Source organism: Micromonospora sp. NPDC047793 (genome assembly GCF_040642635.1).
GTDB lineage: Bacteria > Actinomycetota > Actinomycetes > Mycobacteriales > Micromonosporaceae > Micromonospora.
This window is the reverse complement of sequence record NZ_JBEYSG010000002.1, coordinates 149980-174319: the sequence shown is the minus strand read 5'-3', so window position 1 is coordinate 174319 and position 24340 is coordinate 149980. Positions and strand designations below refer to the sequence as shown.

30 protein-coding genes and 1 pseudogene are annotated in these 24340 nt (G+C 69.5%); 24 read left to right on the top strand and 7 right to left on the bottom strand.

Translation table 11 applies throughout. From position 1 onward, the window contains the following. Window position 1: 1 nt before the first annotated feature. The 8 genes from ABZ738_RS05460 (at window position 2) to ABZ738_RS05425 (ending at window position 8163) form a co-directional block, all read left to right on the top strand. Complete coding sequence (locus ABZ738_RS05460) at window positions 2–2122, top strand: hypothetical protein (protein WP_357211249.1); 2121 nt, start codon at window positions 2–4, stop codon at window positions 2120–2122. A 164-nt stretch (window positions 2123–2286) separates the two neighbouring features. Further along, the gene (locus ABZ738_RS05455; RefSeq protein WP_357211246.1) at window positions 2287–4218 is read left to right on the top strand and encodes a hypothetical protein; all 1932 of its coding nucleotides are present in this window, start codon (window positions 2287–2289) and stop codon (window positions 4216–4218) included. Between the two features lies 1 nt (window position 4219). Next, window positions 4220–5500, top strand: a complete 1281-nt coding sequence (locus ABZ738_RS05450) for a metallophosphoesterase family protein (RefSeq protein ID WP_357211243.1) — start codon at window positions 4220–4222, stop codon at window positions 5498–5500. A 3-nt stretch (window positions 5501–5503) separates the two neighbouring features. Beyond that, window positions 5504–6019: a hypothetical protein gene (locus tag ABZ738_RS05445; RefSeq protein WP_357211241.1), complete on the top strand. Its 516-nt coding sequence runs from the start codon at window positions 5504–5506 to the stop codon at window positions 6017–6019. Continuing rightward, a complete protein-coding gene (locus ABZ738_RS05440; RefSeq protein ID WP_357211239.1) occupies window positions 6016–6906 on the top strand; it encodes a peptidoglycan-binding domain-containing protein in 891 nt (296 codons plus the stop codon). Before ABZ738_RS05445 ends, ABZ738_RS05440 begins: the two co-directional genes overlap by 4 nt. Before the next feature lie 5 nt (window positions 6907–6911). Continuing rightward, a complete protein-coding gene (locus ABZ738_RS05435; RefSeq protein ID WP_357211237.1) occupies window positions 6912–7325 on the top strand; it encodes a hypothetical protein in 414 nt (137 codons plus the stop codon). Beyond that, entirely contained in the window at window positions 7322–7702 is a 381-nt protein-coding gene (locus tag ABZ738_RS05430; protein ID WP_357211235.1) for a hypothetical protein, read from the top strand. The genes ABZ738_RS05435 and ABZ738_RS05430 overlap by 4 nt, the downstream gene beginning before the upstream one ends. Before the next feature lie 230 nt (window positions 7703–7932). Continuing rightward, window positions 7933–8163, top strand: a complete 231-nt coding sequence (locus ABZ738_RS05425) for a holin (RefSeq protein WP_357211233.1) — start codon at window positions 7933–7935, stop codon at window positions 8161–8163. A gap of 102 nt (window positions 8164–8265) precedes the next feature. On the opposite strand, the gene ABZ738_RS05420 is transcribed toward ABZ738_RS05425, so the two are convergent. After that, window positions 8266–8496: a hypothetical protein gene (locus ABZ738_RS05420; protein ID WP_357211230.1), complete on the bottom strand. Its 231-nt coding sequence runs from the start codon at window positions 8494–8496 to the stop codon at window positions 8266–8268. A 97-nt stretch (window positions 8497–8593) separates the two neighbouring features. On the opposite strand from ABZ738_RS05420, the gene ABZ738_RS05415 reads away from it, so the two are divergent. The 10 genes from ABZ738_RS05415 (at window position 8594) to ABZ738_RS05370 (ending at window position 14571) form a co-directional block, all read left to right on the top strand. Beyond that, the gene (locus ABZ738_RS05415; protein ID WP_357211228.1) at window positions 8594–8785 is read left to right on the top strand and encodes a hypothetical protein; all 192 of its coding nucleotides are present in this window, start codon (window positions 8594–8596) and stop codon (window positions 8783–8785) included. A gap of 90 nt (window positions 8786–8875) precedes the next feature. Beyond that, a complete protein-coding gene (locus tag ABZ738_RS05410; protein WP_357211224.1) occupies window positions 8876–9085 on the top strand; it encodes a hypothetical protein in 210 nt (69 codons plus the stop codon). Then, window positions 9085–9744, top strand: a complete 660-nt coding sequence (locus ABZ738_RS05405) for an NUDIX domain-containing protein (RefSeq protein WP_357211221.1) — start codon at window positions 9085–9087, stop codon at window positions 9742–9744. The genes ABZ738_RS05410 and ABZ738_RS05405 overlap by 1 nt, the downstream gene beginning before the upstream one ends. A gap of 83 nt (window positions 9745–9827) precedes the next feature. Further along, window positions 9828–10019 carry a hypothetical protein gene (locus ABZ738_RS05400; RefSeq protein ID WP_357211218.1) on the top strand — a complete coding sequence of 64 codons (192 nt, stop codon included), beginning with the start codon at window positions 9828–9830 and terminating at the stop codon, window positions 10017–10019. Between the two features lie 73 nt (window positions 10020–10092). Next, window positions 10093–10254, top strand: coding sequence for a hypothetical protein (locus ABZ738_RS05395; protein ID WP_357211215.1), 162 nt, complete (start codon window positions 10093–10095; stop codon window positions 10252–10254). Further along, window positions 10251–10499, top strand: coding sequence for a hypothetical protein (locus ABZ738_RS05390; protein WP_357211212.1), 249 nt, complete (start codon window positions 10251–10253; stop codon window positions 10497–10499). Before ABZ738_RS05395 ends, ABZ738_RS05390 begins: the two co-directional genes overlap by 4 nt. Further along, window positions 10499–10816, top strand: coding sequence for a hypothetical protein (locus ABZ738_RS05385; RefSeq protein WP_357211210.1), 318 nt, complete (start codon window positions 10499–10501; stop codon window positions 10814–10816). The genes ABZ738_RS05390 and ABZ738_RS05385 overlap by 1 nt, the downstream gene beginning before the upstream one ends. Then, window positions 10813–12063, top strand: a complete 1251-nt coding sequence (locus ABZ738_RS05380; RefSeq protein ID WP_357211207.1) for a hypothetical protein — start codon at window positions 10813–10815, stop codon at window positions 12061–12063. The genes ABZ738_RS05385 and ABZ738_RS05380 overlap by 4 nt, the downstream gene beginning before the upstream one ends. 2 nt (window positions 12064–12065) lie before the next feature. Then, the gene (locus tag ABZ738_RS05375) at window positions 12066–14216 is read left to right on the top strand and encodes an FtsK/SpoIIIE domain-containing protein (RefSeq protein ID WP_357211204.1); all 2151 of its coding nucleotides are present in this window, start codon (window positions 12066–12068) and stop codon (window positions 14214–14216) included. 121 nt (window positions 14217–14337) lie between these two features. Further along, window positions 14338–14571 (top strand): hypothetical protein, encoded by a 234-nt coding sequence (locus ABZ738_RS05370; protein WP_357211202.1) that lies wholly within the window; start codon window positions 14338–14340, stop codon window positions 14569–14571. A gap of 226 nt (window positions 14572–14797) precedes the next feature. On the opposite strand, the gene ABZ738_RS05365 is transcribed toward ABZ738_RS05370, so the two are convergent. Further along, window positions 14798–14962 carry a hypothetical protein gene (locus ABZ738_RS05365; RefSeq protein ID WP_357211199.1) on the bottom strand — a complete coding sequence of 55 codons (165 nt, stop codon included), beginning with the start codon at window positions 14960–14962 and terminating at the stop codon, window positions 14798–14800. A 211-nt stretch (window positions 14963–15173) separates the two neighbouring features. On the opposite strand from ABZ738_RS05365, the gene ABZ738_RS05360 reads away from it, so the two are divergent. The 3 genes from ABZ738_RS05360 (at window position 15174) to ABZ738_RS05350 (ending at window position 16597) form a co-directional block, all read left to right on the top strand. Further along, window positions 15174–15401, top strand: a complete 228-nt coding sequence (locus ABZ738_RS05360) for a winged helix-turn-helix domain-containing protein (protein ID WP_357211197.1) — start codon at window positions 15174–15176, stop codon at window positions 15399–15401. Between the two features lie 67 nt (window positions 15402–15468). Then, window positions 15469–15873 carry a winged helix-turn-helix domain-containing protein gene (locus tag ABZ738_RS05355; RefSeq protein ID WP_357211194.1) on the top strand — a complete coding sequence of 135 codons (405 nt, stop codon included), beginning with the start codon at window positions 15469–15471 and terminating at the stop codon, window positions 15871–15873. A 421-nt stretch (window positions 15874–16294) separates the two neighbouring features. Continuing rightward, window positions 16295–16597 carry a hypothetical protein gene (locus ABZ738_RS05350; RefSeq protein ID WP_357211192.1) on the top strand — a complete coding sequence of 101 codons (303 nt, stop codon included), beginning with the start codon at window positions 16295–16297 and terminating at the stop codon, window positions 16595–16597. A gap of 35 nt (window positions 16598–16632) precedes the next feature. On the opposite strand, the pseudogene ABZ738_RS05345 reads toward ABZ738_RS05350, so the two are convergent. After that, window positions 16633–16854: pseudogene (locus tag ABZ738_RS05345) on the bottom strand (pilus assembly protein CpaF); the annotation flags it as partial. Next, window positions 16851–17951 (bottom strand): septum site-determining protein Ssd, encoded by a 1101-nt coding sequence (ssd, locus tag ABZ738_RS05340; RefSeq protein ID WP_357211189.1) that lies wholly within the window; start codon window positions 17949–17951, stop codon window positions 16851–16853. The pseudogene ABZ738_RS05345 and the gene ssd, both read right to left, overlap by 4 nt. A 260-nt stretch (window positions 17952–18211) precedes the next feature. Between ssd and ABZ738_RS05335 the strand changes: the two genes are divergently transcribed. The 3 genes from ABZ738_RS05335 (at window position 18212) to ABZ738_RS05325 (ending at window position 20916) form a co-directional block, all read left to right on the top strand. Continuing rightward, window positions 18212–19126 (top strand): hypothetical protein, encoded by a 915-nt coding sequence (locus ABZ738_RS05335; protein WP_176092369.1) that lies wholly within the window; start codon window positions 18212–18214, stop codon window positions 19124–19126. Window positions 19127–19910: 784 nt separating this feature from the next. Continuing rightward, complete coding sequence (locus tag ABZ738_RS05330) at window positions 19911–20255, top strand: hypothetical protein (protein ID WP_357211186.1); 345 nt, start codon at window positions 19911–19913, stop codon at window positions 20253–20255. A 478-nt stretch (window positions 20256–20733) separates the two neighbouring features. After that, a complete protein-coding gene (locus tag ABZ738_RS05325; RefSeq protein ID WP_357211767.1) occupies window positions 20734–20916 on the top strand; it encodes a helix-turn-helix domain-containing protein in 183 nt (60 codons plus the stop codon). Between the two features lie 581 nt (window positions 20917–21497). On the opposite strand, the gene ABZ738_RS05320 is transcribed toward ABZ738_RS05325, so the two are convergent. The 3 genes from ABZ738_RS05320 to ABZ738_RS05310 all read right to left on the bottom strand — a co-directional run bounded on the left by ABZ738_RS05320 (window position 21498) and on the right by ABZ738_RS05310 (window position 24339). Next, a complete protein-coding gene (locus ABZ738_RS05320) occupies window positions 21498–23021 on the bottom strand; it encodes a hypothetical protein (protein WP_357211183.1) in 1524 nt (507 codons plus the stop codon). Window positions 23022–23367: 346 nt separating this feature from the next. Next, window positions 23368–23727, bottom strand: coding sequence for a hypothetical protein (locus ABZ738_RS05315; protein ID WP_357211181.1), 360 nt, complete (start codon window positions 23725–23727; stop codon window positions 23368–23370). Between the two features lie 66 nt (window positions 23728–23793). Then, window positions 23794–24339: a GNAT family protein gene (locus tag ABZ738_RS05310; RefSeq protein WP_357211178.1), complete on the bottom strand. Its 546-nt coding sequence runs from the start codon at window positions 24337–24339 to the stop codon at window positions 23794–23796. Window position 24340: the final 1 nt, after the last annotated feature.

Below are 24340 nucleotides of genomic sequence, written 5' to 3'. Positions count from 1 at the left end.
GATGGCGGGCAGCGTGCGCGACATCCTGATCAACCTGTTGGGTCGGGAGACGGTCAGCCCAGCTTTCGACAAGGCGGGTCGGGCGGCCGACAGGTTCAGCGACAAGCTGGACGACACGGCCGACAGCGCGAAGGGCCTCGGCGACGAGACCGACAAGGCCAACGACCGGCTCGGAAAGCTCGACCCTCGGCTGCGGGATGCCGCCGAGGGCGCCCGGAAGTTGGACGTCGAGATCGACAAGGCGCAGAAGAGCCTGAAGGATCTCGCGATCCAGTTCGGCAACACCGACGACGCCGCCCAGCGTGTCGACCTGGCGAAGGCGATGCGTGCCCAGCAGGCCGAGCTGCGGCGGCTGACCCGGTCGCGGGGGTTGCTCGACGGTCTGGTGGAGGAAGCCGAGCGTGCCGGGGATCGGTCCGGCGAGAGCGCCGGCCGACGGTTCGTGCGGAACTTCCGCGAGCAGATCGGCGGCCCGGAGCTGGTCAGGGCCGGTGTCGGTGCGGGCGGTCTGGTGGCCACCGGCCTCGTGGCGGGTCTGCTGGCGGGTGCTGGCGGCGTGGTCCTGGGCGCTGGTGTGGCGGCTGCGGTGGCAGGCGGCGTGGTGGTCGCCGCCCGCGACTCGCGCGTCCAGGCGGCCGGCAAGGAGCTCGGCAGCTCGGTCCTCACCGACCTGGAGAACACCGTCGGCGCGCGGCTGGTGGAGCCGACGCTGGGCGGTATCCGGGAGATCCGGCAGGGCTGGCAGGCCATGCGTGGCGATGTCGACGGCCTTGCCCGCGAAGCTGCCCGCTTCGTCGAGCCGATCAGCCGCGGGCTGGTGGGGCTCGTGCGGGAGTTCGTGCCGGGCCTCCGCGAGGGGGTGGCGAAGGCCGGCCCGGTGGTGGCGGAGCTGGAGCGCGGTCTCGTCGGTCTCGGCAAGACGTTGGGCGACTTGTTCCGCAACATCGATCCGGAGGAAGCCGCCGCTGGCTTGAGATTCTTGTTCGGCGTCATCGACGTCGGCGTGACGATCGTCGGTGACCTGATCGCCGGTTTCGGCTCGCTGTACCTGACGCTGCTGGACGTGCGTGTGGCGGCGGCCGAGACGGGCGAGACGCTGCTCGGGTGGGCGCCGCTGCTCGGTGACGAGATCAAGGAGACGGCCGAGCGGTGGCGCCAATCGCGGGACGAGCTGCGGGCCACCGGCGACGCCGGGTCGGAGGCTGGCGACAAGATCGCGGGCGGGTTCCGGCGGGCCGGCGACGCTGCCGACGAATCGGCCCGGAAGGTGCAGAGTTGGTACGACCTCGTCGGCGAGTCCGTGTCGCGGGTGGTGGAATCTGAGCAGGCCAGCATGCGTATGGCTGACGCGTTTCGGCAGCTCGGCCAAGCCGCCCGGGAAGACGCCGGTAAGGGCATCGACGAGTCCACTGAGGCGGGTAGCCGCAACCGGGCGGCCCTGATCGAGGCGGCGACCGCCGCGAACGCGAACGCTGCCGCGATCCGCAAGACCAGTGGCGACCACCAGGCTGCGGCGGAGGTCACCCGGCAGGCCCGGGCGGAGTTCCTGCGTGCCGCTGAGGCGATGGGCGCGGAGCGCAGCGAGGCGGTGGCGTTGGCCAACTCGCTGTTCCGTATCCCCAACGTCGAACGCAAGATCAGGGTCGACACCGATGCGGCGCGGTCGCAGGTTGCCGACTACCGGCGGTGGCTGGCCAGCCAGAACCTCAACAAGACGTCGACGATCACGGTTCGGCGGGTCGCGGAAGAGCGCACCGCCCGGGGCGGCAACCGGGAGTTCAGCCGCGGCGGCTACGTGGATGGCGTCGGTGCGAAGGGCGTCGACAGCGAGTGGGCGAAGGTCGCCCCGGGCGAGGGCATCCTGACGGCGGGCGAGGTGGACCAGCTGGGCGGCCGGGCTGGGTTCGATCGGCTGCGGCAGGTGATCCGCTCCGGCGGTGCCCCGTTCGGTGGGAGCACCGTGGCAGCCGGGGCGGCGCCGCTCTACGGGGCCGCTCAGGCGCCAGTGCAACGCCACCTGGTGGTCATCGAGGGCACCGGTCTGTTGCGTGGGCTGCGTCAGGAGATCGAGATCGGCGGCGGGGACGTCCAGGCCGTGCTGGGATCCAGGGGGACACGGTGACGGCGTTTCCACTCACGACCCGGGTGCAGGCGGTGCGCGGGGTGGACCCGACGTCGGATCCCGACGGCTGGACGTGGGAGACGATACCGTCGACCGTGCGGCCCGGTATCCGGATCACGCGGGGCCGCACCGATGAGGCGTCCGACACGCAGCCGGCGCGGTTCGTGGCGACGGTCGACTACACCCCCAGGGCGGTGCAGCGAGGCTGGCCGGTGCGCTTCCAGGTGTGGGTCGACGGGGTCTGGCATACGCGGGTGACCGGGGTGATCTTTCATCTCGCGCCACGTCTCATCGAGGACGGCGTCGACGCGGACGGGGTCAACCCGTACGTGGTGGACGTACACGCGAGCGGCCCGATGCACCGTCTCCTCAAGGGCGCCCACCTGCCGTCTCCGCTGTCGATCGCCTTGGGCGGCTCGACGGTCCTGGCGGCGTGGCTGTCGCTGGAGGACTCGGTGACGGCCCGGAACCCGGCTGTCGGAATCACCGGGCAGCCCCGCGCCACCGGCGTCAACGTGCAGTTCGGTCAGGTTGACCGGGGATTGCCGGGTGCGTCGTCAGTGGCCCGCCTGGAGCAGCCGACGTCGCGGATCATCATGCCGGTGTCCGCCGGCGACCAGATCGGTGTCGGTAGCGACCAGGCGTGCAGCGCGTCCTGGTATTGGACGTCGATCGAGCCACTGTCGGCGACACCGGTGGATATCGCCCGGATCACCCTGCAGTCCGACTTGATCGCGACGGTGGTGGTCCGCGCGAACGAGGCCGGGCTGAACACGGTGGCCTTCGACGCCGCCGGCACCGACCTCGGCGACGTGTTCGCGTTCTGGCCGACGGCCGGCGATCCGACGGAGGGCGACTGGCTCGGCATCCGCGTCGAGATTGAGCGCCCTGGCCTCATTGCGCCTGTGCGGCTACGCACATCCGTTCACGGCGTCGGCGAGCTGTCGTGGATCCCGTACTCGACTACGGTTTCCGGCACCATGGGCCTCGGTGGCATCTCGCAGGTCGAGGCGCTGGGCGGCGCGTTCTCGCACATGAGCGTGGTCAACACCTTGGACACCCCACCCAGCACGCAATGGCCGGCCGCCGGGCACGCACGCGAGTACGCCCAGTCTCGGCTGACCCGGGTCACCGAGGCGGCGGGGGTGCCGATGGCGCCGGTCACTCCTCCAACCACGACGGTCGTGCGGATGGGGCCGAGCCCGCAGTCCGGCCTGCTCGATGTGCTGCGTGATGTCGAGCAGGCCGACGTGGGCGGTGTGCTGTACGAGGACCGTCTGGGCAGGATGGCGTGGCTGGGACGCGTGGACCGGTACAACCAGGAGCCGTCGATGACCCTGTCGTATGGGCAGTTGGCGCCGCCGTTGGAGGCGTCGGACGACGACCGGTTCACCCGCAACGCGGCGTTGGTTACGGCGGACGGTATCGATCCCGCCTACTACGAGGACGCGGCGCACATCGCCCGGTTCGGGCGGTACGACGACGAGGTCGAGTTCAACGTTACTGACCTGCGCACCCTGTCGAGGCGGGCCCAGTGGCTGGTGCACATGGGCACGGTCGAGGACATGCGCTATCCGGTGGTGACGTTGCTGCTGCATGCGCCGGAGACGGAGCCGCTGCTGCCGCAGTGGCTGGCGTGCGACATCGGATCGCGGGTCGTCGTGACCGGGGTGCCGGAGCCGCTGGGTGGCGGCGCCATGGATCAGTCGATCGCGGGCTACACCGAGGTGCTCACCACTCACGCGTGGGTGGTGACGGCGTCGATGGCCCCGGCTTCACCGTGGAGGGTGTTCGTGCTGGGTGATCCCGAGAGAGGCCGGTTGGATACGGCCGGGTCGGAGCTGGCGCTGGCGGCAGGTTCGTCGGACACGACGCTGCTGGTGGCGACGGACCCGGGCCGCCGCCGGTGGATGACCAGCGCCGAGCGGCCAGCGGACTTTCCGCTGCACGTCAACGTGGGGGCTGAGGTGGTGCAGGTCGACGACATCGCAGGCACCAGCTCGCCGCAGACGTTCAGCGTGACCAGGGCGGTTTCCGGTCTCGGAATCGAGCATCCGGCGGGCACGCGGGTGCGGGTCGCACGGTGGGGGGTGTGACATGTCGGTGACGTGGATGACGGTCGGCGCGGTGACCGACACGTCGGTGGTGACCTCGGTCAAGGTCACCGGGAGCGGGAACGTCAGGGTGGGCCGGTCGACGTCGGCGGACTTCAGCTCGCCGACCTGGTCGTCGGCGACGGCGACCAGCAACAACCACGCCAAGGTGTCGCTGACCGGGCTGACGCCGGGCACCCGCTACTGGTGGCGTGTCGAGGACGCCGGGGTGGTCGACGCGGCGGTGACCGGCCAGTTCCGGACTGCTCCGGTAGCGGCGGGCTCGCCGATGTCCTTCACGATCGGCTGCGTCGGCGACGCGGGGATCACGCCGGTAGTGCCGGGGGTCGGCGGTGCCGCGCCGAACCGGCTCAGCAACCACCCGATCTTCGACACGATCCGGATCCGGGCGTTGGCCGAGGACTGGCAGATGCTCGCCCACGACGGCGACTGGTGCTACTACGACCTGGGCAGCGGCAACCACGGGCTCAGCGCTACGGCGAGCCTGGCGCAGTACCGGGGCATGTTCGACGACGTCATGCTTCAGCCCCGCCAGCATGAGCTGTACCGGTCGGTGCCGACGCTGATGCTGCCCGACGACCACGAGTTCGGACCCAACGACAGCGACTCGTCGTCGCCCGGCCGAAACAACTTCTTGGCCATGTATCGGGAGCGGCTGCCGCACTACCCGCTCGGCGCCGGGTCGGGCAATCCGATCTTCCACAGCACGCAGTTCGGCCGGGTGCTGATCATCGCCTCCGACACCCGGGCCGACCGGGTGCCCGGGAGCACGATGCTCGGCGCGACCCAGCTCGCGTGGCTGGAGGACCAGCTGGCCACCAGTACGGCGGACGCGTTGATCTGGCTGATGCCCACCCCGTGGCTGGGCCTCGGCGCGGACACGTGGGCCGGTTTCCCGACCGAGCGGTCCACGATCGCGGGCTGGCTGACGGCCGGCGACTGGCCACGCCGCATGATGATGATCAATGCGGATGCGCATTGCTTGGCGATGTCCAGCGTGGCCGGTAACCCGCACGGCGGCTTCCCCGTCGCGCTCTGCGCGTCGCTGGACGCGAGTCCGCACACCTGGACCGGTCAGTACGACATGGGCATGTGGCCTGGCCGCGAGCAGTACGCCACCGTGCGCGTCGACGACGCCGGTGGGGACATCGCGCTGACCACCACTCTGTGGCGCCGCAACCGCGCCATCTCCTGGCTGACCGTCAACACCGGCGGCGCCACCCGCATCGAGGCGGGGCCACCCGCCAACGTCCTCGCCCTGTGAGAGGTGATCGTGACCATTGATTTCCTGGCCGGGCAGGTGCTGCGCCCGGACGACCTCCTGGCCCTGGCGGTCGGCTACGTCACGCAGTCCAACCCGGTCAGCCGCACCAGCACCGCCATCGTCGCCGACAGCTCGATCATCTGCCCCGTCGACGGGCCGACCGAGATCCGCCTCTCGGCCAGATGGACGTCGTTGGCGGGCGGGATGCGCTGGTGCTGGCGGTCCACCGGCACCGTCTCCCTCGTCAGCCGGGACATCCTGTCGCCCGGCTCCACCGTGTCGGCGAACAGCGGCACGGCCTGGATCCGGGACATCCGGCTGCGGCAGATCGCCACGATCGGCGAAGAGCAAACCGTCACCCACTTCGATGCTGCGACGACGCAGCTCATCCAAGAGCGGCTGATCGTCACTGGCGTAGGCGAGGTGGTCTTTCAGTTCGCGCAGGCCACCTCGAACGCGTCGGCGACGACTCTCGCGGGCCAGAGCTACGCGACCGTGCAGAAACTGAGGACGCTATGACCCGCGCACCCGCCAACCTGCTCGCCGCCCGACGGCTCCTCATCGAGCACCTCGGCCCCGGCGCCCAAGCCGCCGGGGTGACGATTCTCGACCCGCTCGGCTCCCCGGCGTGGGAGGTCGGCATCGTGCCCGACGCCAGCCACCGAGGCGGCTACCACTGCGGCTCCGACCGGGTCGTCGCGAACGACTACTCGGTGGTCGAGTCGCCCCGGGACCGCAACGGTCTGACGCTGGACGCGGCGGCCCTCGACGTCGGCATGTTCCGGGTGCGGACCCCGCTGGGGGTCTTCGACCTGCGGCACTACTCGACGTGGCTGGTGCGGCAGTGCGCGGCAGGTGCCACCGACACCCAGCACATCCGCGAGGTCATCTACTCGCCGGACGGCAAGGTGGTGCGCCGCTGGGACCGGCTGGGCCGGCGTGCGACCGGCGATCGGTCGCACCTGACGCACACCCACGAGTCGTACTTCCGCGACGCCATCAAGGCGGGCGCGGATCTGTCGGCGGTGAAGCGCCGCTACCTCATCCACATCGGCCTCATCAGGGCCACTGGCAGCAGCAACAACAGCACAGGGGGGACGAGCATGCTCTGCAAGAAGGACGACCGCGGCGAGGTCGTGGAGGCGCTCCAGCGGCTGCTGGTCATCGCCGGACACTCCCCGGGCGCGATCGACGGCCACTACGGCGACAAGACCGCGGCGGCGCTGCTGGCCGCCCGCCAGGAGGTCGGTACGCAGGCCACGTCGGGCGACGCGTACACCGCCGCCGCGTACGCGCAACTGTTCCAACTCATCGCCCGCAAGCAGGCACCTCCGGCGGCGGGGCTGGCGACGCCGATCCGGCTGACGGTCACGGCCGCCGAGCCGCTCTACGGCAAGCAGAGCTGACCCGGGTGGCGACGATCGTCGTCACCGGCCGCCACAGGCCACACGAGGTCATGTTCCTCGCCCTCAGCGCCGTGGTCGGCGCGCTGTTCGTCGCCGGGGCCCGGCCACCGGGCACCATCGAGCAGCTCGTCGACCCGTGGGTGCTGTGGACCTGGTACGTGCTGCTCCTCGGCTCCGGCATCATCGGCCTGATCTCGATCGCCATGGCCAACACCTACCGGGCGCTGGTGCTGGAGCTGGCGGCCATGCACGGGCAGGTGGCGGCGCCGCTGCTGTACGGGCTGGCGCTGCTGTCCACCGGCTCACCGAGGGTCAGCTTCGCGGCCGGGTTCTGTCTCACCTGGGCGGTGGCGTCGGCGTGGCGCGGCTGGCAGGTGTGGCAGGGCATGCGGGTGCTGCGACAGGAGGGCGGACGGTGACCGGCAACGTGTGGGCGCTGCTCGCGGCAGCCGTCGGCGGGGGCGGGCTGGCCGGGGTGGTGACCACACTGATCGCGGGCATGCTGGCCCGGCCGAAGACCCGCGCCGACGCGGTGAAGGTACTCACCGACTCGGCGTTGCAGCAGGTCAACGAGCTACAAGAACGCACCGCCGAAGCGGAGCGGGAAGCGTCGGCCGCCCGCGCGGAGGTGGCAGAGACACGCCGGCAGATGCGGGAGCTGGCCGGGGAGATCGACGCGGCGGTGGCGACGCTGCGGACGTGGCGGGCGGCGATCCTGTCGACGCCGGGCGTGCCGGAGCCGCTGCTGGTGATGGTCCGCGACCCGGGCGGCACCATCAACGGCCGACACCTGTAGGCCACTGCCACGGGTGGTCGTGCTGCACCACCCACCGGCACCCGTCGGCCTGGCACCGCCACTGACGCCCCATCTCCCGGCACACCTGGCACTGCCCCCACCCGGGGGTGGTGCGCGGCCGCCCGGCCGGGTCGCGATGCCCGGCAGGGCACACCTCAGGCACCTCGGCGATACCGCCGCTGACCTGCCTGTATCTCGTCACACCCAGACCGTACCCATGGAGGTAGCACGTGTTCACGAGCAAGTTCTGGAAGGGTGCCGCCGAGCGGGCGGCCAAGTCGTCGGCGCAGGCGCTGCTGCTCCTCTGGGGCGGCGACGTCGTCTTCTCCGCCTGGCAGGCCGACTGGCTGGCGGCCGGCGGTGTGGCGGCCGGTGCCGCCGTGCTGTCGCTGCTCACGTCGGTCGTGTCGGCGGCCGGCGGCGAGCCGGACTCCCCGAGCCTGGTCTCCGGCACCCAGTAAGATCGTCGGCGCGGTGCCACCGGTTCTAGGACGGTAGCGCCGACCAACATCGAAGCGCCCCACCTGCCTTCGGGCGGGTGGGGCGCTTTCGTGTGTCCAGGGTCAGGACGGGCGCGCGCCGTACCTGCGGTTCAGGGTGGCCCGGTTGAAGCGTGCCGGGGTGTCGTCGCCGGTGAGGTCGGTGTCGAGCACTCGGGCGTCGCGCGCCGCCTTGATCGCCTCCCAGGCGGCTGTTTCGGCTGCCTCGGCGGCTTGCGCCAGTTCGATGGCGGTGGCGAGCAGCCGCTTCTGCTCGTCGGTGTAGATCGTCTTCGGGCGGATCACGTCGGTCACGCTATCAGCTCCCCTGTCTCAGTTGACACACACCCGTGTGCGGAGTTAGCGTCTCATCAGACACACGAACTCCGCAAGCGAAGGAAGCGAGGAAGAGATGGCGAAGCGCAAGGCCACCCAGCAGGACCTGGTCAACATCGTCGCCCAGGGAGCGGTCGAGCTGGCCGGCAAGAGCGACACCGGACGCGCCGCCTTCCGCCGCCTGCCGGCGACGGTGCAGGGCGAGATCCACGGCCGGGCCGCCGACGAGCGGCAGCGCCGCGCCGACGGCACCACCATCACCGACTGATCTGACCGCCCCCGTGGTCGCCCGGCTCATCACCCGGGCGGCACGCGGAGGTCGCCAGATCGGCTGGCACCACAACGGAGGGAGGTCCACGTGGGCCTGTTCAGCGACAAGACGAAGCGGATGGCGGCGGTGCACGGCGTGACCCCGGAAGCACTCCCGCACGCCCTCAAGCAGTCCGAGCAGGAGCGGCAGGGCCGCGACAAGCAGTTCCAGCGGTCGAAGGCCATCACCGACGCCCACGCCGCCGGCCAGTCCTGCGGCGGCGACTGCCAGACGTGCCGCAACCGGGGGCTCATCTGATGCGCACCTTCACCCACCCGTCCGTGCTCGACGGCATCGCCGCCGGAGCGCCGTGGGCCGACCCGGAGATGGACCCCACCCGCATCGACTGGGCTGCCCGCCGCGCCGCCGCCGCGATCCCGTTCGAGGTGGTCGACGGGCGGCCGGTCACGCCGGGGCCGTCGACCGGCATCCGGTACGGCCGCAACGAGCTGGGCCACTGGGGCGAGCAGCGCTGCGCCGACGCCCTCGTCACCGCCATCGACCGGCGCGGGCAGACCTGGATCGTCATGGTCGAACGCTCCGACGGCCACGGGTGGGCGCTGCCGGGCGGCTACGTCGACCCGGGCGAGACGGCGGAGGCCGCTGCCGTCCGCGAGCTGGGCGAGGAGACCGGTCTGCTGCTCTACCCCGAGGACGGGGTGGTGTGGCACGAACTGCCCGCCCGCTACGTGCCCGATCCGCGCGCCAGCGACGAGGCGTGGATGGTCACGACCCCCGTCACCACCCGGCTCTACCTGCCCAGCTTCCCGCCCCGGCTGGTCGCGGGCGACGACGCCCGTGCCGCCACCTGGATCCGCGCCGACTCGTACGACCTGCTGACCCGCTGGTTGAAGCGGGTGCGTGGCGGTGAGGTGTTCGCCGCCCACCGTGGCCTGCTCGCCGACGTGCTGGGCTGACCGGCCGCTGTGGCCGCCGGGGCCCATCACCTCCGGCGACCGCAGCGACCGACCAGACCAGGTCGGCAACCGAAGGGAGAGACATGGGTAACCGCAACGTCGCCAGCGGCAACGACCACGTGGCCGTCCAGGCCGGGCAGGTGCTCGGCAACAAGACCCCGAAGGCCGCCCGGCCGGAGGCGTCCGAGGCGGGCCACACGGACAACGTGCGCAGCGGCAACGCCACGGTCGGCCGGCAGGTCGACGAGATTCGCGGCGGACTCACGATCCGCTGACCAACACAGGACGGCCCCCGGCTGGCGGTTGCGTCGCCGGCCGGGGGCCTTGACCGGGAGGAGTCCCCGAGCCATGTCCATGATGATCGACCGTCTGGTCAAGCGCACCGTCCTGGTGGCCGCTTGCCTCGCCGCGATGGCGTTCTACGCCAACCACACGACCCAGCCCTGCACTGGCCACCAGGTCGGTGCCGCCGGCATGTGCGTCTCGACGCAGATCGGCGGTGCCGCGTGAAGGGCCTGCTCGCCGGCACCACCGCCGGCACCACCGCCGTCATCGCCGTCTGGCAGACCGCCATCGCCCTGCCGCCCGGCCCCACCGACGTGCGCCTGGTCCTCGCCGGGCTCGTCATCCCCGTCCTCGCCGCCGGTGGGTCGCTGCTGACCATTGCCGCCGCCGAGGGCCGCACCGAGCAGCCGGCCAGCGTGCCGACCCAGCGCCGCACGCCCGCACCGGCACGGCGGGAGCTGTCGGCCTGATGTGCACCATCTCCGGCACCTGCGGCTGCAAGGGCGGCACCGGCACGTTCCTCGCCGCGCTCGCCCTGCGCCTGCTGGCCAGCCTCGCCCGGTGGCTGCTGTGGACGCTCCAGATGCTCGCCCTCGCCCTCATCGTCGCCGGGAAGTGGGCGGCCCCGCGCCTGTGGCGGGCCACCGTCCGGGGCGTCCGGGCCGGGCGGCGGTGGTGGGCGATGCGGCCCGTCCTGCTGCCCGCCGACCGGCCGGCCGTCACCGCGACCAGCACCACCCCCACCCTCGCCGACCTCATGCCGAAGCAGGAGGCCAACGTCCGATGACCCAGAACCTGACCGCCGCCGAACTGGAGGCCCAGCTCGCCGAGGAGCGGGCCGTCATCACCGTTCAGCGCCGCGACCTGCGGGAGCGCCGCAAGCTCGACGCCGAGCACCGCGACGCCCTCGCCGAGGTCGAAGAGCTCACCACCACCCGCCGCCGGGCCCGCCGCGAACGCGACCGGGACGAGGTCGAGCAGACCGCGCTCGCCGAGCTGTACCGGCACGCCACCCGGGCCGGCGCCCGCGCCCGCATCCGCACCGACATTCAGCGCAGTGCCGAGATGCGGGCGCTCCGGATCGCCCGGGTGCGGCAGGCCACCCTGTACATCGGCCTGCCCGTGCTGCTGGCGTTCGGCGCGTGGTCGACGGCCGGAGTGCAGGCGGGTGTCGTCAAGCTCCTCGGCCTCGAAGGCGGCGCACCCGGCTGGTGGGCGGCGTGGACGGTCGAGCCCGCCCTGCTGACTGTCGTGGCGGCCATCATCATCGGCCGGGCCATCCTCCGGTCCTCCGGTGGCGACACCGACGGCCGGGCCACGGTCGCCGAGTGGACCGCGCTGGGCACGAGCATCGCCCTCAACATGGCCGGCGGGTGGGTCGGCACCGGCCTGGACGCGTTCGGCGGTGCACTCGCCCACTCGGTGGGTCCGCTCGGCGCCGCCGGCACCGCCTGGCTCATCGCCCTGTTCGACAGCTACGTCACCCGGGCCAAGCCGTGGGAGGGTGCACCCCGGCTCGCCGACCTGGACCTGACCGCACCCGGCCCCACCGGCGTTGACCTGCGGCCCGCCGCGACGGTGGAGGGCCCCGACGACCTGACCGCGCTGGTGGAGGCGACCGCCCCGACCACCGCCGAGATGGTCGAGCAGGCCGTCACCCGGCACCTCGCCGACCTGACCGTGGCCGCCGACATGCCGGTGGTCGACCGGCCACGACTGCGGCCATCCGCCAGCCGGGTCGCGTCCCGCATCGGTCGCCGCCGACCGGCCATCAACGTCACCGTCGTGGCCGCCCCCGCGCCGCGCCGACCGGCCACCGAACCGGCCACCGATGGCCGCAAGACGGCCGGTACGAAACCGGCCAAGCCACCGGCCACGAACGAGCAGAAGGTGGCCGCCGCCCGAGCCAAGAACCCGACCATGACCCAGGAGGAGGTGGCCAAGTTCCTCGGCCTCGGGGAGCGCACCGTCCGCCGCCACTGGAAGCAGCCCGCCACCGCCGTCAACGGCCACAACCACACCCAGGAGAGCTGACCATGACCCAGGTCGAGCACGACGCCCTGGAGCCGGTCGTCCCCGCCCCCCGGCAGGGCGAACCGGAGTTCTACGAGCCACGCGGCGAACAAGTCGCTGTCGAGACCGGCCACGACACCGGCCGGCCCGTCGACCCGCCCCGCACCGCCGCCACATTCGCGGACATCAGCAACCGCTACAGCGGCCCCCGCAAGCCCATCGTGCCTGCGTCCCTACGCTCCAAGGCGGGCCGTCACGCGATGGCGCAGTGGGCTCTCACCTTCGCCGGCTACACCCTCACCTACCACGTCACCCGGTCACCGAAGTACCTGGCCAAGGCCAGCGTCTACGCCCCCTGGGGGGCCATCAGGTTGACTGGCCGCGCCATCCACTGGACGTTCGACCTGGAGAGCTTCGGTATCCGCCAGGACGCGGCCAGCCGCCACAACGTGCCCGACTACCTCGCCCTGTCCCGGCAGCGTGACCGGCGCGTCGGTGGCCGCCTCTGGATGGCCATCCCCGGCGTCCTGCTGCTCATCGTGTTGGCCGGCCTGCTGGTGCTCGCCGCGCCGTGGTGGGGGCAGGCGTTGGCCGCTGCCGTACTGGTGCCGATCCTGGCGCACATCGGCCGGCCAATCGACTCGCCGATCGTCGACCGGGTGTTCACCGCCGACCGGTTCATCCGCCTCACCGCGTCCCTCACCCGGCAGGCGATCCTGGCCTGCAACGTCAAGGGCATCAAGGACCCGAAGGACATCAAGTTCCTGTACGACATCGCCCTGGACGGCCCCGGCCACGAGGCCCGCGTACTACTGCCGCCGGGCGTGCTCGCCACCGACATCATCGACGAGCGGGAGCGCCTGTCGTCCGGGTTCCGCCTACCCAAGACGCAGGTGTGGCCGGCCACCGTGCCCGGCGAACACCCCGGCGTGCTGTCCATCTGGATCGCCCGCAAGCCGGTGAGCAGCATGAAGGCCCCGCCGTGGCCGATGCTGGAAGACGGCACGTTCGACTACTTCACCGACAAGTTCGTGTACGGCCACGACGAGCGGATGCGGCCTGTCTACTACTCCCTGGCTGAGAAGAACTCCCTGTTCGGTGGCATCCCCGGATCGGGGAAGACCCTCGCCGCCCGTGTGGTCATGCTCGCCGCGATCCTGGACCCGCTGGTCGTGCCGCTGACGTTCGACCTCAAGGGCTCGGGTGACGTCGACTGCTTCGAGCCGCTGTGCCCCGACGGCCTGTTCGGGTCCGGTGCCGACGAAGGCACCAAGGGTGCGGCGATGGCCGCCCTGGAGTGGCTGCTGACCGAATGCGACGAGCGTGCCCCGCTGGTCCGCAGGTACGCGGCGCAGGGCTTCAACACCGTCAACAAGGTCAACCGGCGGATGGCCGAGCACGACCCGAAGCTGCGCCCGCTGGTCGCGTTCTTCGACGAGATCCAGGAACTGATCACCGATCCGAAGTTCGGCAAGCGGGCAAAGTTCCTGCTCACGAGCATCGTGAAGCGTGGCCGGGCCCTCGGCATCCACCTGATCCTCGCCTCGCAGCGCATCGACAAGGAGTCCGTGCCGAAGGGCATCAGCAGCAACATCGCCCTGCGGACCTGCCTGGCTGTCACCTCGCACGTCGAGGTGAACCTGGTCCTCGGCACCGGCGCGTACGCGGCCGGTGCGAGGCCGACCGAGTTCGAGCCCGGCGACTCCACCGGCCCGAAGGACTCCGGATGGGGCTACCACGCCGGTGACGGGCCGATCCGTCCCCGCAGGTCCAGCTACGTCGACAACGTCGCCGCCGCCCAGGTGGTGCAGCGGGCGCTGGAGATGCGCCGCGGCGAGAAGCCCGTCGAGGTGCCGCGCATCGCGCTGCGGAACCTGCTCGCCGACGTCCGGCAGGTGTGGTTCGAGGGCGAGGAAGCCATCTGGTCGGAGCTGATCGTGCCGCGCCTCCAGCAGCTCGACCGGGACGCGTACGGAGATCTGACCGTCGAGGTGTTCGGCGCGTGGATGGCGCGGGCCGGGGTGAAGACGGAGAGCATCAACCGCCGTATCGACTCCAGCTCGACGAAGCGGGCCACCCGGGCGGGCGTGAAACTGGTCGCGCTGGAGGCCCGCATCGCCGAGAAAACCGCCGAGACGATCGCCTCGACAGACCTCGCTGAGGTCGACGACTGATAGCCCCCGCTAGGGCTAGTGCTAGCCCCCGCCCTAGGGCTTCTGAGCAGCGAAATTGCTCATAGACCCACCCGCCCTTGGAACCTCGGAAACGGCCCCTGGAGACGCTGTGAGAGGCACGTTGACCGCTACCGCTACCGCTATCGCCCTGATCCTCGTCGTGATCTACGCCGCCAGCCTGGCTCTGTACCCGCTGGTGGACTGCTGGTGCTGCAAGGGCCAGGGCGTGCACCGGTCGGAGAGCAACCCGAGGCATTCGCGCCGCTGCTGGTGGTGCAAGAGCACCGGGAAGCGGTGGCGGATCGGCCGCCGGATCTGGGACCGGATGCGGCAGAAGCACCGCCAGGCACGCTGACCCCGCACACGACTGCGCCCCACCAGCCAGACCGGCCGGTGGGGCGCACCGTCGTCTCACACCCTCGGCGCACCATCCTCATCCACCACCGTCCGCGCCCACGCATGCTGACCGCAGCCCCCACCCGGACACCCCAGATGGCAGCGCCGACCAGCCGCATGCGCCCTGACGCTCCGCTGAGCCGCCACCACCAGCGACGCCTCGTCAGCCGGCTCATCCAGGCGGCTCACGACAGCCAGCCCGCGATGCCCGCCACCATCACCAGCAGCACGATGCCCGCGACCAGCCAGCCGGCGGCCAGGTGACGGCGCGGCAGAGGCTCACGAGGCCAAGGACGCAGCTCGCGGTCGCCATCGGGGACCGGACTCGCGGGCGGGTACGGATCGTCCATCAGGTGCGCCTCCCCAGCAGTAGGAGGGATGGGTGCCGGCGACGAAGGGGTGGAACGGGGGACCACCCCTTCGTCGCGGCCCGGACCACCGCTGCTGACGAGAGGCCCTCAAGGGTGAAAGTAGGACCCTAAGTACCCAGAGTCAACACTGAACCCACAGTGCGCTACGGCGGGTGCGAGGCTGATCAGGCTGACGAGAGGTGGCCTCACCATGCCCCGCACGCCTGTGTACCAGCAGGTCATCGACGACCTCACCGCATCGATCCGAGCCGGGACGCTCAAGCCCGGCGACAAGTTGCCGTCCATCGCCGACCTGCGCGAGCGGTACGCAGCGTCAGATACCCCGATCAAGCGGGCGCTGTGGCAACTCGACGCCACGGGCTGGATCGAGACACACCAGGGAAAGGGATCGTTCGTGGCGGCCAACCCGCCGGAGTGAACCAAGTCGAACGTTCGAACGTTGCGCCCACCGAACGTCCGTACTGCTCGTCCCTACCGTCCGGGGCGTGATCGACCTGCACTCCGGCGTGCCGAGGCACCTCCAGCTCGCCGCCGAGCTGCGCGCCCGCATCGCCGCCGGGGAGTATGCGCCAGGGTCGCTGCTGCCCTCGGAGACCCGGCTCGCCCAGGAGTACGAGGTGGGCCGCGGTACGGTCCGCCGGGCGGTGGGCCTGCTGCGGGCGGAGGGTCTGGTGGACGTGGCGTCAGGGCGTGGTACCCGGGTACGGGGGCAGGCTGAACGGGAGGTCGTCTCAGTTCCCCGGGGAAGCATGATCGACAGTAGGATGCCGACGCCGGGCGAGCGGGCCGAGCTGGACATCCCTGACGGCGTGCCGGTGCAGGTCGTGACCACCGGGGGGCGGGTGAGGGGGGTTTACCCCTCGGACCGGGTGCGGCTCCGGGTGCGGTAGTCGGTCCCATGATCGTCGATCATGGGAGTTGCCTGCCGAGACTGTCCGACGCGCCCAGCAAGTCACGATCCGCAGATAGCGGACAGGCGTCGGAGCTTGACTTAGGGTTACCTATCTCATCACCTATCGGGCACATCGCCCGTATGTGGTCGATGGTTGTCGATGGGCAACCACAGGATTGATCGGCGTGATCACACCACGTGCTGGTAGCGCTCCCAAATGTCATCCAAGGCGAAGCCCTATTCGTACGCCTGTAGCACCTACGCACCGCACAATCCGTAGGGTGAGCACACGCTCTCGCGGGACCTGCACATCAAGCTCCGACGCCTGTCCCGCGAGTCGGACCATCGGGGGCGACACCGCAAGACCCACCCAGTGGCGCAAGCCTCCGATCGCCGCCATCACCACGATCGGAGGCCTCATGTGCCGCCTCGGCGCCGCAGCCGCCGCCTTCACCACCGTCCTGCTCGTACTGATCCTCGGCATCTACTCACAACACATCGACCACGTCACCCCCGAACTGATCGTGCTGTGTCTCGCCACCGGACTGCTCGGCGCACTGGGGCTCCACCTGCACCGCCTCGCCCAGGCCGCCGATGCTCGGGAGACCGCGCGGCCCCGCGAGATCGGGCGAGGCGAGAACGTCATCCCCATACGGGCAGGACTCGACCCAGAGACCGCCGCAGCCGTCCGGCGCATCAACCGCCGGCTCGTCAACGGCTAATAACCGGAACCTGGCGCTGACCGACGTTCGACGTACAGCACGTCTGTCACCTCCGGGTCGGCGAGCAGCGGGGCGAGTGGCCCGGCGCCCACCAGGTCGTCGCGTACCCGGTCGGCCATCCGCAGCAGGGCGGTGTCCCCGAGCACGGCGGCGTCGGGTTCGGCGCGTACCGCGGAGACGATCGCGGCCGGCGTGACCGGCGTGGTGGCGGCGGCGATCCGTTGGCGTACCCGGGCGGCGAGGCTCTCCCCGCTCACGCCGCACCCGCCGGGGCGCTCCGGCCGGTCAGGTCGGTGACGATCCGCTGGCAGAGGTCGGCCAGCGGGCCGCGCCCGGTGGCCGCCGGCGCCTCGCCCCGCTCCAGGCCACGGCACAGGCCCGGCTCCGGCCGCAGGCTGCCGGCGAGCGGCAGCCCGAGTGCCTTGGCCAGCTCCGCCGCCCGCAACCGGCCGGGGGCCGGACCGCGCACGACGACTGACAGGTCGTGGCAGTGCGGACCCGCCATCGCCACCACCCGCGCCGCCGCAGCGGTCGCCCGCAGCTCCGCAGGCACGACCACGAAGACCCGGTCGGCGGCCTGGAGCGCGGTGACCGCCGCGTCGTCGAGATACCGGGGCAGGTCGACCACGACGAAGTCCCGGCCGCGTCGGGCCGCGTCCAGCGTGGCCGCCATCGCCTCGGCCGGCACCGCGACCAGGTCACCGCGATCCCAGGAGAGGACCACCAGATCGCCCCGGCTGGGCAGCGCCCGCACCAGAGCGGGGGCGTCCACCCGGCCGTCCGTCCCGGTCAGCGCCGGCCACCGGAGGCCCTCCAACTGCTCCCAGCCCAGCACCAGGTCGAGGCCGCCACCGAGCGGATCGGCGTCGAGCAGCAGGGTTCGCAGCCGGGTACGGGCGGCGGTGACCGCGAGCCCACCGGCCAGGATGCTGGCCCCGGCCCCGCCCCGGCCGCCCAGGACGGCGACCACCCGGCCGCCCGGCACATCCCCGACACCACTCTCGGCGAAGCGGTCGACCAGCCACGGCTCGGCGGCCGGCAACACCGCGACGTGCTCCACGCCGAGCAGGTCCGCGACCTGCCAGCTCGACTCGACGTCACCGTCGCGGCCCACCAGGACCAACCGTGCACGCCGGGGCAACCGGGCCCGCAGGCAGGGCTGCGCCTGATCGCTGCCGATGATCACCAGCGGGGCGGACCGCCAGCGGGTCCGGGCGGCCGCCGGGTCGGCGGCGACCTCCACCTCGACACCTCCGGCGGCGGCGAGCCGCAGCAGGTCGTCGAGCAGGTCACCGTCCCCGGTCACGACCAGGGGCGGAGGCGGGTGCGGCGGGACGGAGGTACGGGCGGGCATCGTGGCCTCCAACGGTCGGCAGGGGTTCGCTGTGCCGAACCCTTCCGCCGCACCACCTCCGGCGCCGCCCCGCGCGACCCGCCTGTGGATAACTAGGTCCCCTGTGGACAACGCCCGCGATCGAAGTTGATCTGCTACATGGGCGATCGAACATCGCGTTCAAATCGCCTTCGATCGGCCATAGCGGGACGACATGGAGAGCGCGCATAATCGACGGTCTGCGCCGTCGGCGGAACGGCATCCCTCGCTGGATCGAGGTCATGAAGCAGTCGCCAGATCACGAGCATCCCCGTGTCGAGCCGAGACTCCGGGTCGGCCCCTGGCTGTTCGACCCGCGTTCCCACCCCGCGCCACCCAGCCGACCGGAGTTGCCCGCGCACCCGACACGGCTCGCCCTGCCGGCCGCACCGGTCACCCGCGACGGCGATCCGTGGACACCGCCGACCGTCGCGTCCGCACCCGTCGTCGGCCCCGCCGAGCCGGCACACCACGGCACTGGCCGGGTGAGCCACCGGCTCCTGCTGGCCGGGGTCGCCACCGGCGTACTGGGCCTGATGCTCACCCTGTTCTGGCCCACGCCGGACGCACCGCCGACCGCCGCTCCGGAGAGACCCACCGGCTGGGTAGCACCGCCGCCCGCGCCGGCCAGCACCTCGCAGCGCCCCGCCTCGGACGGCACGGCCACCCCGTCGGCCTCGTCCTCCGTCGGCGGAGTCTCCTCCACCCGCCCGCTGCCGCCCACCACGGCGTCCGCACCGACCCGGTCGCCGTCGACATCGGCCCCACGGACCGACCCACCCCGCACCCCGGGTACGCCGAGCAGCCGGCCGACGTCCGCACCCAGCCGCCCGGCGAGCCCAGCACCGACCACCCGGCCGCCCGAGCCGCAACCGCAGCGCCTCGCCCCGCTGCCCGGCGGGCACGAACGATGGCTGCGCTCGGTCAACGGCGGCCCCGAGACCAGCATCGAGTTCGTCAACTCCACCAACCGCACGGTGACCGTGCACTGGCTGGACCACCACGGCAACCGCAGGCAGTACCGAGTCCTGCAACCGAACACGTCGTACCGGCAGCACACGTACGTCGGGCACCCCTGGGTGGTCACCGACCGACGCGGCTGGGCCCTGGCCTGTTTCGAGCCGGTCCGTACGCCCGGCCGCGCGGTGATCGGCTAGCCCGGACGGTCCTCCCGCAACCGGTCGGTGGCCCGACGGACCTCCGCGACCAGGGCCTCCGCCCTGGACACCGTGCCGGCGATCTCCTGCGGGGACCGGCCCGGCGAGGCCAGCAACGCGTGAGCGCGATCGGCGGCATCCGGCGGTGCCGCAGGGCTGGCCGATTCGGGAGAGAGGCTCTACCTGGGCCTGCGGCGGAAGGGGAAAGGGACGACCCCCGTCGGGGGGAAAGTGGCCTGACGTAGCAACGAGTGTGATCGAATGCCGTGCCGCGTGGTCAGACGCATCGGTCGTGCCATCGAGCATGATCGAGTCGGGCTACGCGGTACGGCGTTCGCTGACGATCTGCTGACTTTCGGATGACGCGCTGCGGGCGCCCGAGGACGGCCGCAGGCCGCCCGCAGGGCAGTCCGCGAGCGCCCTGCGCCCCAGTCCTGCAAAGATCAGGCATGACGTCGGCTGGCATCGATGAGGGCGGCCGACCCCGCTCGCCTCGTCGGCACCGCCGCTCGTCACCGGCATCCGTCAGCCGGCTTGGCTGTACGGATGGCTGCACAGCCACACGGTGTAGGAAGTGTGGTCTCGGCCGGCCTCTGCTCGGCAATGGCCTGGCTTGACCTCTGCCGTCACGCCGCAACTACACCCGAGAACCGACCGCCGTTGACCCTCGGTTCCCGCGCCAACGGGCACGCAACGGGCACGGTGGCCGAGAGGGCTGGACCGGTCGGGCGGCTTCGTGCAAGATCATCTGGATCTTGTAATACGCGCGTGTATCATGGTGTACGTGCCACACCTCTCCTGGGATCCGAGCCATCCCACTTCCTACACCTGGGAGCCCGGGGCGCTCGACCGCACACTGATGAACTCGATAGAGCCATACGAGGTCATGCAGGTACTCCGGGGAGGCTCATGGTGGATTCTGGAGCTCGTTCGCGGGGTTTTTCAGGTCGTAGGTAGGGCAGGGGCAGGAGCGGTTCTGACCGTATTCGTCACGCGCCAACCGGCCGGTGACTTCGACCCAGACAACCAAGAGCCTGTCGTCAACATGAGAGTTGACGGAGCCCGCCGCGCAGAGCCGTTTGAGGAGAAGTACTTTTTGGAGGTGAGTGGTAATGGCGCAGGAGAATGAGTTCGACGGCATGACGAGAGAAGAGCTGTTGGACCGTGCGATGACTCGCGGGTTCCCTCACCTCGTTGGTACCGGCTCCTTCGTCTCTAATGCGAGGCTGAACGAGCCGACGGAGGAAGATCTTGCCGTCATGGTGGGGCGGTCCGTGCGACTTCCGGCAGACCTTGATGCACGCCTAAGGCGCGTAGCGGACCTACTAAACGTGTCCGTCAGCGACCTAGTTCGTCGATGGATTACCCAAGGCGTGATGGCGGCGGAAAGTATGCCGTCCGAATCTGCTAGCGCTCTGCTAGTTGACGACAGGCCAATGCGGCAAGCTCGGGGGAAGCCTGCCTCTAATAAGTCCATTCTGCCTTGGACTCGTCAGCGAAAGTCGACTGCCATTGTTAAAAAGGAGTTGCAGAGCATACGCGATGCCGGCAAGTCGGTGCAGCGACAGACACAGACCAAGGTGCTGCCGCAATCGCAAGCTCCTCTCATGGGCAACGAACGGCGGACAGCGGCAAAAGAGATGGTCATGCTCTACACATCTGGCCACAGTATCCGCGCTATTGCTGCCGCGACTGGCCGCTCGTACGGGTTCGTACATCGGGTTCTGACGGAATCTGGCGTACAGCTGCGCGTTCGCGGTGGCGCTCGGAGGCGGAAAAAGAGTGCGTAGGGCTGTATAGCTCAGCGGATCTCCTCGTCGGGCAGTCGTAGACCGTCCAGCCTCCCCGGACGGGGACAAGGTGGAGCGCCCTACCGGACGAACGACCTTGGCCCCGTCCGGGGAGGCTGGTAGCCCTTGTGGTGCCCGATGAGGTGATCCGCCCCCGGCTGATCTCTGAGGAGGGCCGGGGCTCGGGGCGGAGCCCCGAGGTCTTCCGATCCTGCGAATCCCAAGCGTGGCCGCGCCGGCCTGGCCGATGCCGGCCGAAGGTCGCCAGCACGCCGGGCCAGGCCGGCGCGGCCCGCTTGCGGGCCGCCTTGATTCTAATGAGAACGTTTCGGCAGTGAGGTTCACTCGCGCACGTGCACTCGGCACCTTGCGTGCACGCTCTTGCGAACCTGAGACATCTCGCTTGCTCAGTCCGGCGAATCGCTGTCACGGTGCTACAGACTTCGACTGGGCCTCGTGACCGATATGGAACAACGCCTGCTGGGAATTCGATAGAATTTCTCGCTACGCCCCACTCCTCGCGGCTTATGCCACTGAAGAGGCGCGAATCGCCGTCATTCTACATTCGATGCCGGACCGGATTAAAGGGGCGCACTGTCGCCACCATCTGATTGTTCAGCATCTAGCCTCGCCTGCCGAAGCAAGCGCCTCTGCCGTACATTCTTTATATCGTCGGGCTCCACGTCGATATCAACCTCCACACCCTCAGGGAATGGGAGATTGAAGTTTAGTGTGCCAGAGATGTCGCCAACGTGGTCGAATCTAAAGCTTTTCCAGACGTTTTGAATCGCCTGCACCATTACTTCACCCCCCAATATCCGGTAGTTGATAAAGTCAACATCGAGCACGGCCGGCGCTCCCTTTCCAGGCCGTATGCGTAAATTCCCTCCGCTGATCTCTCCAGGACCGACCCTAATCACTGTTGGCCCCATGGCCTTGACATCTAGGTTGACGTATACATGGTCTCTCATCTTCCCAGGAGCATAGATTTGGACGTTGTCGGTCACCACCTCGGCAAAGACGAGTCGTCCCGCCACTAACGTGTAGGCGTGCATAGGGATCGATACGTTCTGAAGCATGGATCTTGAGAAGTCAATCTCGCCGGCAATGACCGATTCTTTCGCTTGAAATACATAAGACACCAAATCGTCGGCATCGAATTTGAAGTTGGAGTCGTGAATCTCCGCGTTCCTCACAAGAAGCGATGTTCTGCTTGCGAATTTCACGGCAACTGGATAAAAGTCCGAGCCCGCAATCCTGGTTTCATCCAAGTAGACTTCTGAGTCGCCGTCGAGCTTCATCCCAACCATATAGACTTTCATTTTATCAAAGGACGACCCAGTAAAATCTAGCTGGCCATCTATCAAGCTGACATTCCTGAGGCTGAACTCGCCACCCTGGAACGTGCAATCCCTGAAGAGGATCCGAGTGTCAACCAGCATCACGTCGTCCAAGTCAACAAATTGGTAGGTTCCACCGGAGAAATCCAGCTCCTCGCGATGCCAGGAGTTAGGCGCGGAGGGGTCTTTCAATCGATCGCGTACAGACCTCCAAGCGGTACGCCTCACCTCTCGTTCACCTACATCGTCGGGCGGCGGCAGGCGCAGATAGGAGGCTATCGCCAAGGCGCACGATTGACGGCCCTGAGGCCAGTCGTCAGCAAGGCTCGTAAGCGAGTGAAGGCCTGCCAACCGCGCTGATGGCCTTTCATGCGCGAGTAGCTCAGCGGCCTTTACGAATCTTTCCGAGTAGACTTGCTGCTCCGCTCGGACCTCTTCCCGCTCGGCGAGTAGTTGCTTTCGGAATGCATAGACAGCTCCGAGAGAAGCGCCGATCAGTGCGGTCATGCTAATAGCTGCAGTCAACAGGCGGGAGACCGCCTGCGGGTCCGGTGCCTTGAACCCTGAGAGAATCGCAACGACAATCCAAAGTAATACAATTAGGGCAACCACCAGGACAATCGCGGCCCCAGCCGCCATTGGCAAGATTCGTGATAAGTTGCTGCGCGAGCCAGGATGAGACACCTCGGCAATTTCGCGCCCGATCCGATTAATCCATCTCGCATTCCACTGCCGATGCGATTTCTCAGAGAAGCCAGCCATCACACTGCCTTAGGGTAGCCGCAGGGCCACCCACCGTAGCTGACGCTCTCGATTCGCGCTAGCATCGCTGGTTCTTGGCTAGCGCGGCCTCCCTGTCCGATAGCCTTGCCACGCTGGTAGCGCCGCCCAGCCTGGCTCCTGGCCCGCCCGTTTACCGTCACCTATGCGACAGAGGAGGAGCAGCATCTCCTGGCTGCGCCGGGTGCCGATCCGAACGGCATTGACTTACTCACCCGGCCAGACCCGGAGATTCTATCGTTGGCTGCCGTTTAGTCCCGTCTCAGGCCGACGTCACGCAGGCTACGAAGCGGGTTGCTTTTCGTCTGCAGAAGCTCCTCACTGCACCCGGTTAGTGGCGACAGGATCGTCGGAGTCGCTCCACCGCGATGAAAATCTGCTGTTCGGGGCCTGGCCGGCTCGGCCGCCACTCGAGGAGGACTGGGCGAACAGCTTCAAGGACTCTCGCCAGGTCGTCGGCTGTCACCGGCTCGGATAGCACGTTCAGCCTGACGATCGCGCTCACGGTTGCTTGATGCCGGTGAGCGTTGCTGGGGGTGTCCTGCCAGCCGGGCGAGTTCCGCCACTCCTGCACGCGTTCGTACACCTCGGCTGCGGCGGCTCGGATAAGGGCTGCTCGCGCGCGTGGTGTAAGCGCTGAGTTGTGGGAGCGGTCGGCGGGTTCCTGCGGCGGCGTGTCGGCGTCGCGCATGGCGACGATCGTACCGGTGGCTTGATCTCAACAGGTTCGCGTGTGGGAGCGGTGCTGACGTGCCGGTCAATCTCGGTCGTCGGTCCACTCCGGAGCGAGAATCGAGTAGAGCAGGGAGTCGCGCCAGGCACCGTTGGTGTAAACGTGGTCGCGGAGTCGACCTTCAAACTGCATGCCGAGTCGCTTGATGACGGCGATCGAGGCGGCGTTGTCGGGGCCGATGGCTGCGGTGATGCGGTGGAGCTTCAGCTCCCGGAAGCCGTAGTTGCAGATGGTGTGGGCGGCGTCGGTGGCGTAACCGTGGCCCCAGTGGTCGGCGACGATGGCGTAGCCGAGTTTGGCGGCCTGGTGGCCGGTGAGTCCAAGGCGCGCGAAGCCGATCATGCGGTCTTCGGTGTCGGCTACGGCTAGGTAGTACTCGGTGCGTGGGGTGATCTGTGCCCGGGTTACTGCGCCTTCGATCATGGCGGCGGCGGCGGTGTGGTCGCGGCTGTCGAAGGAGAGCCAGTGGGTGACGCGGTCGTCGCCGATGATCGCCAAGGCGTCGGCCGCGTCATCGGGTCGCAGTTCGCGGAGGGTGATGACGCGGCCGGGGATGGTGATCGGGTACATG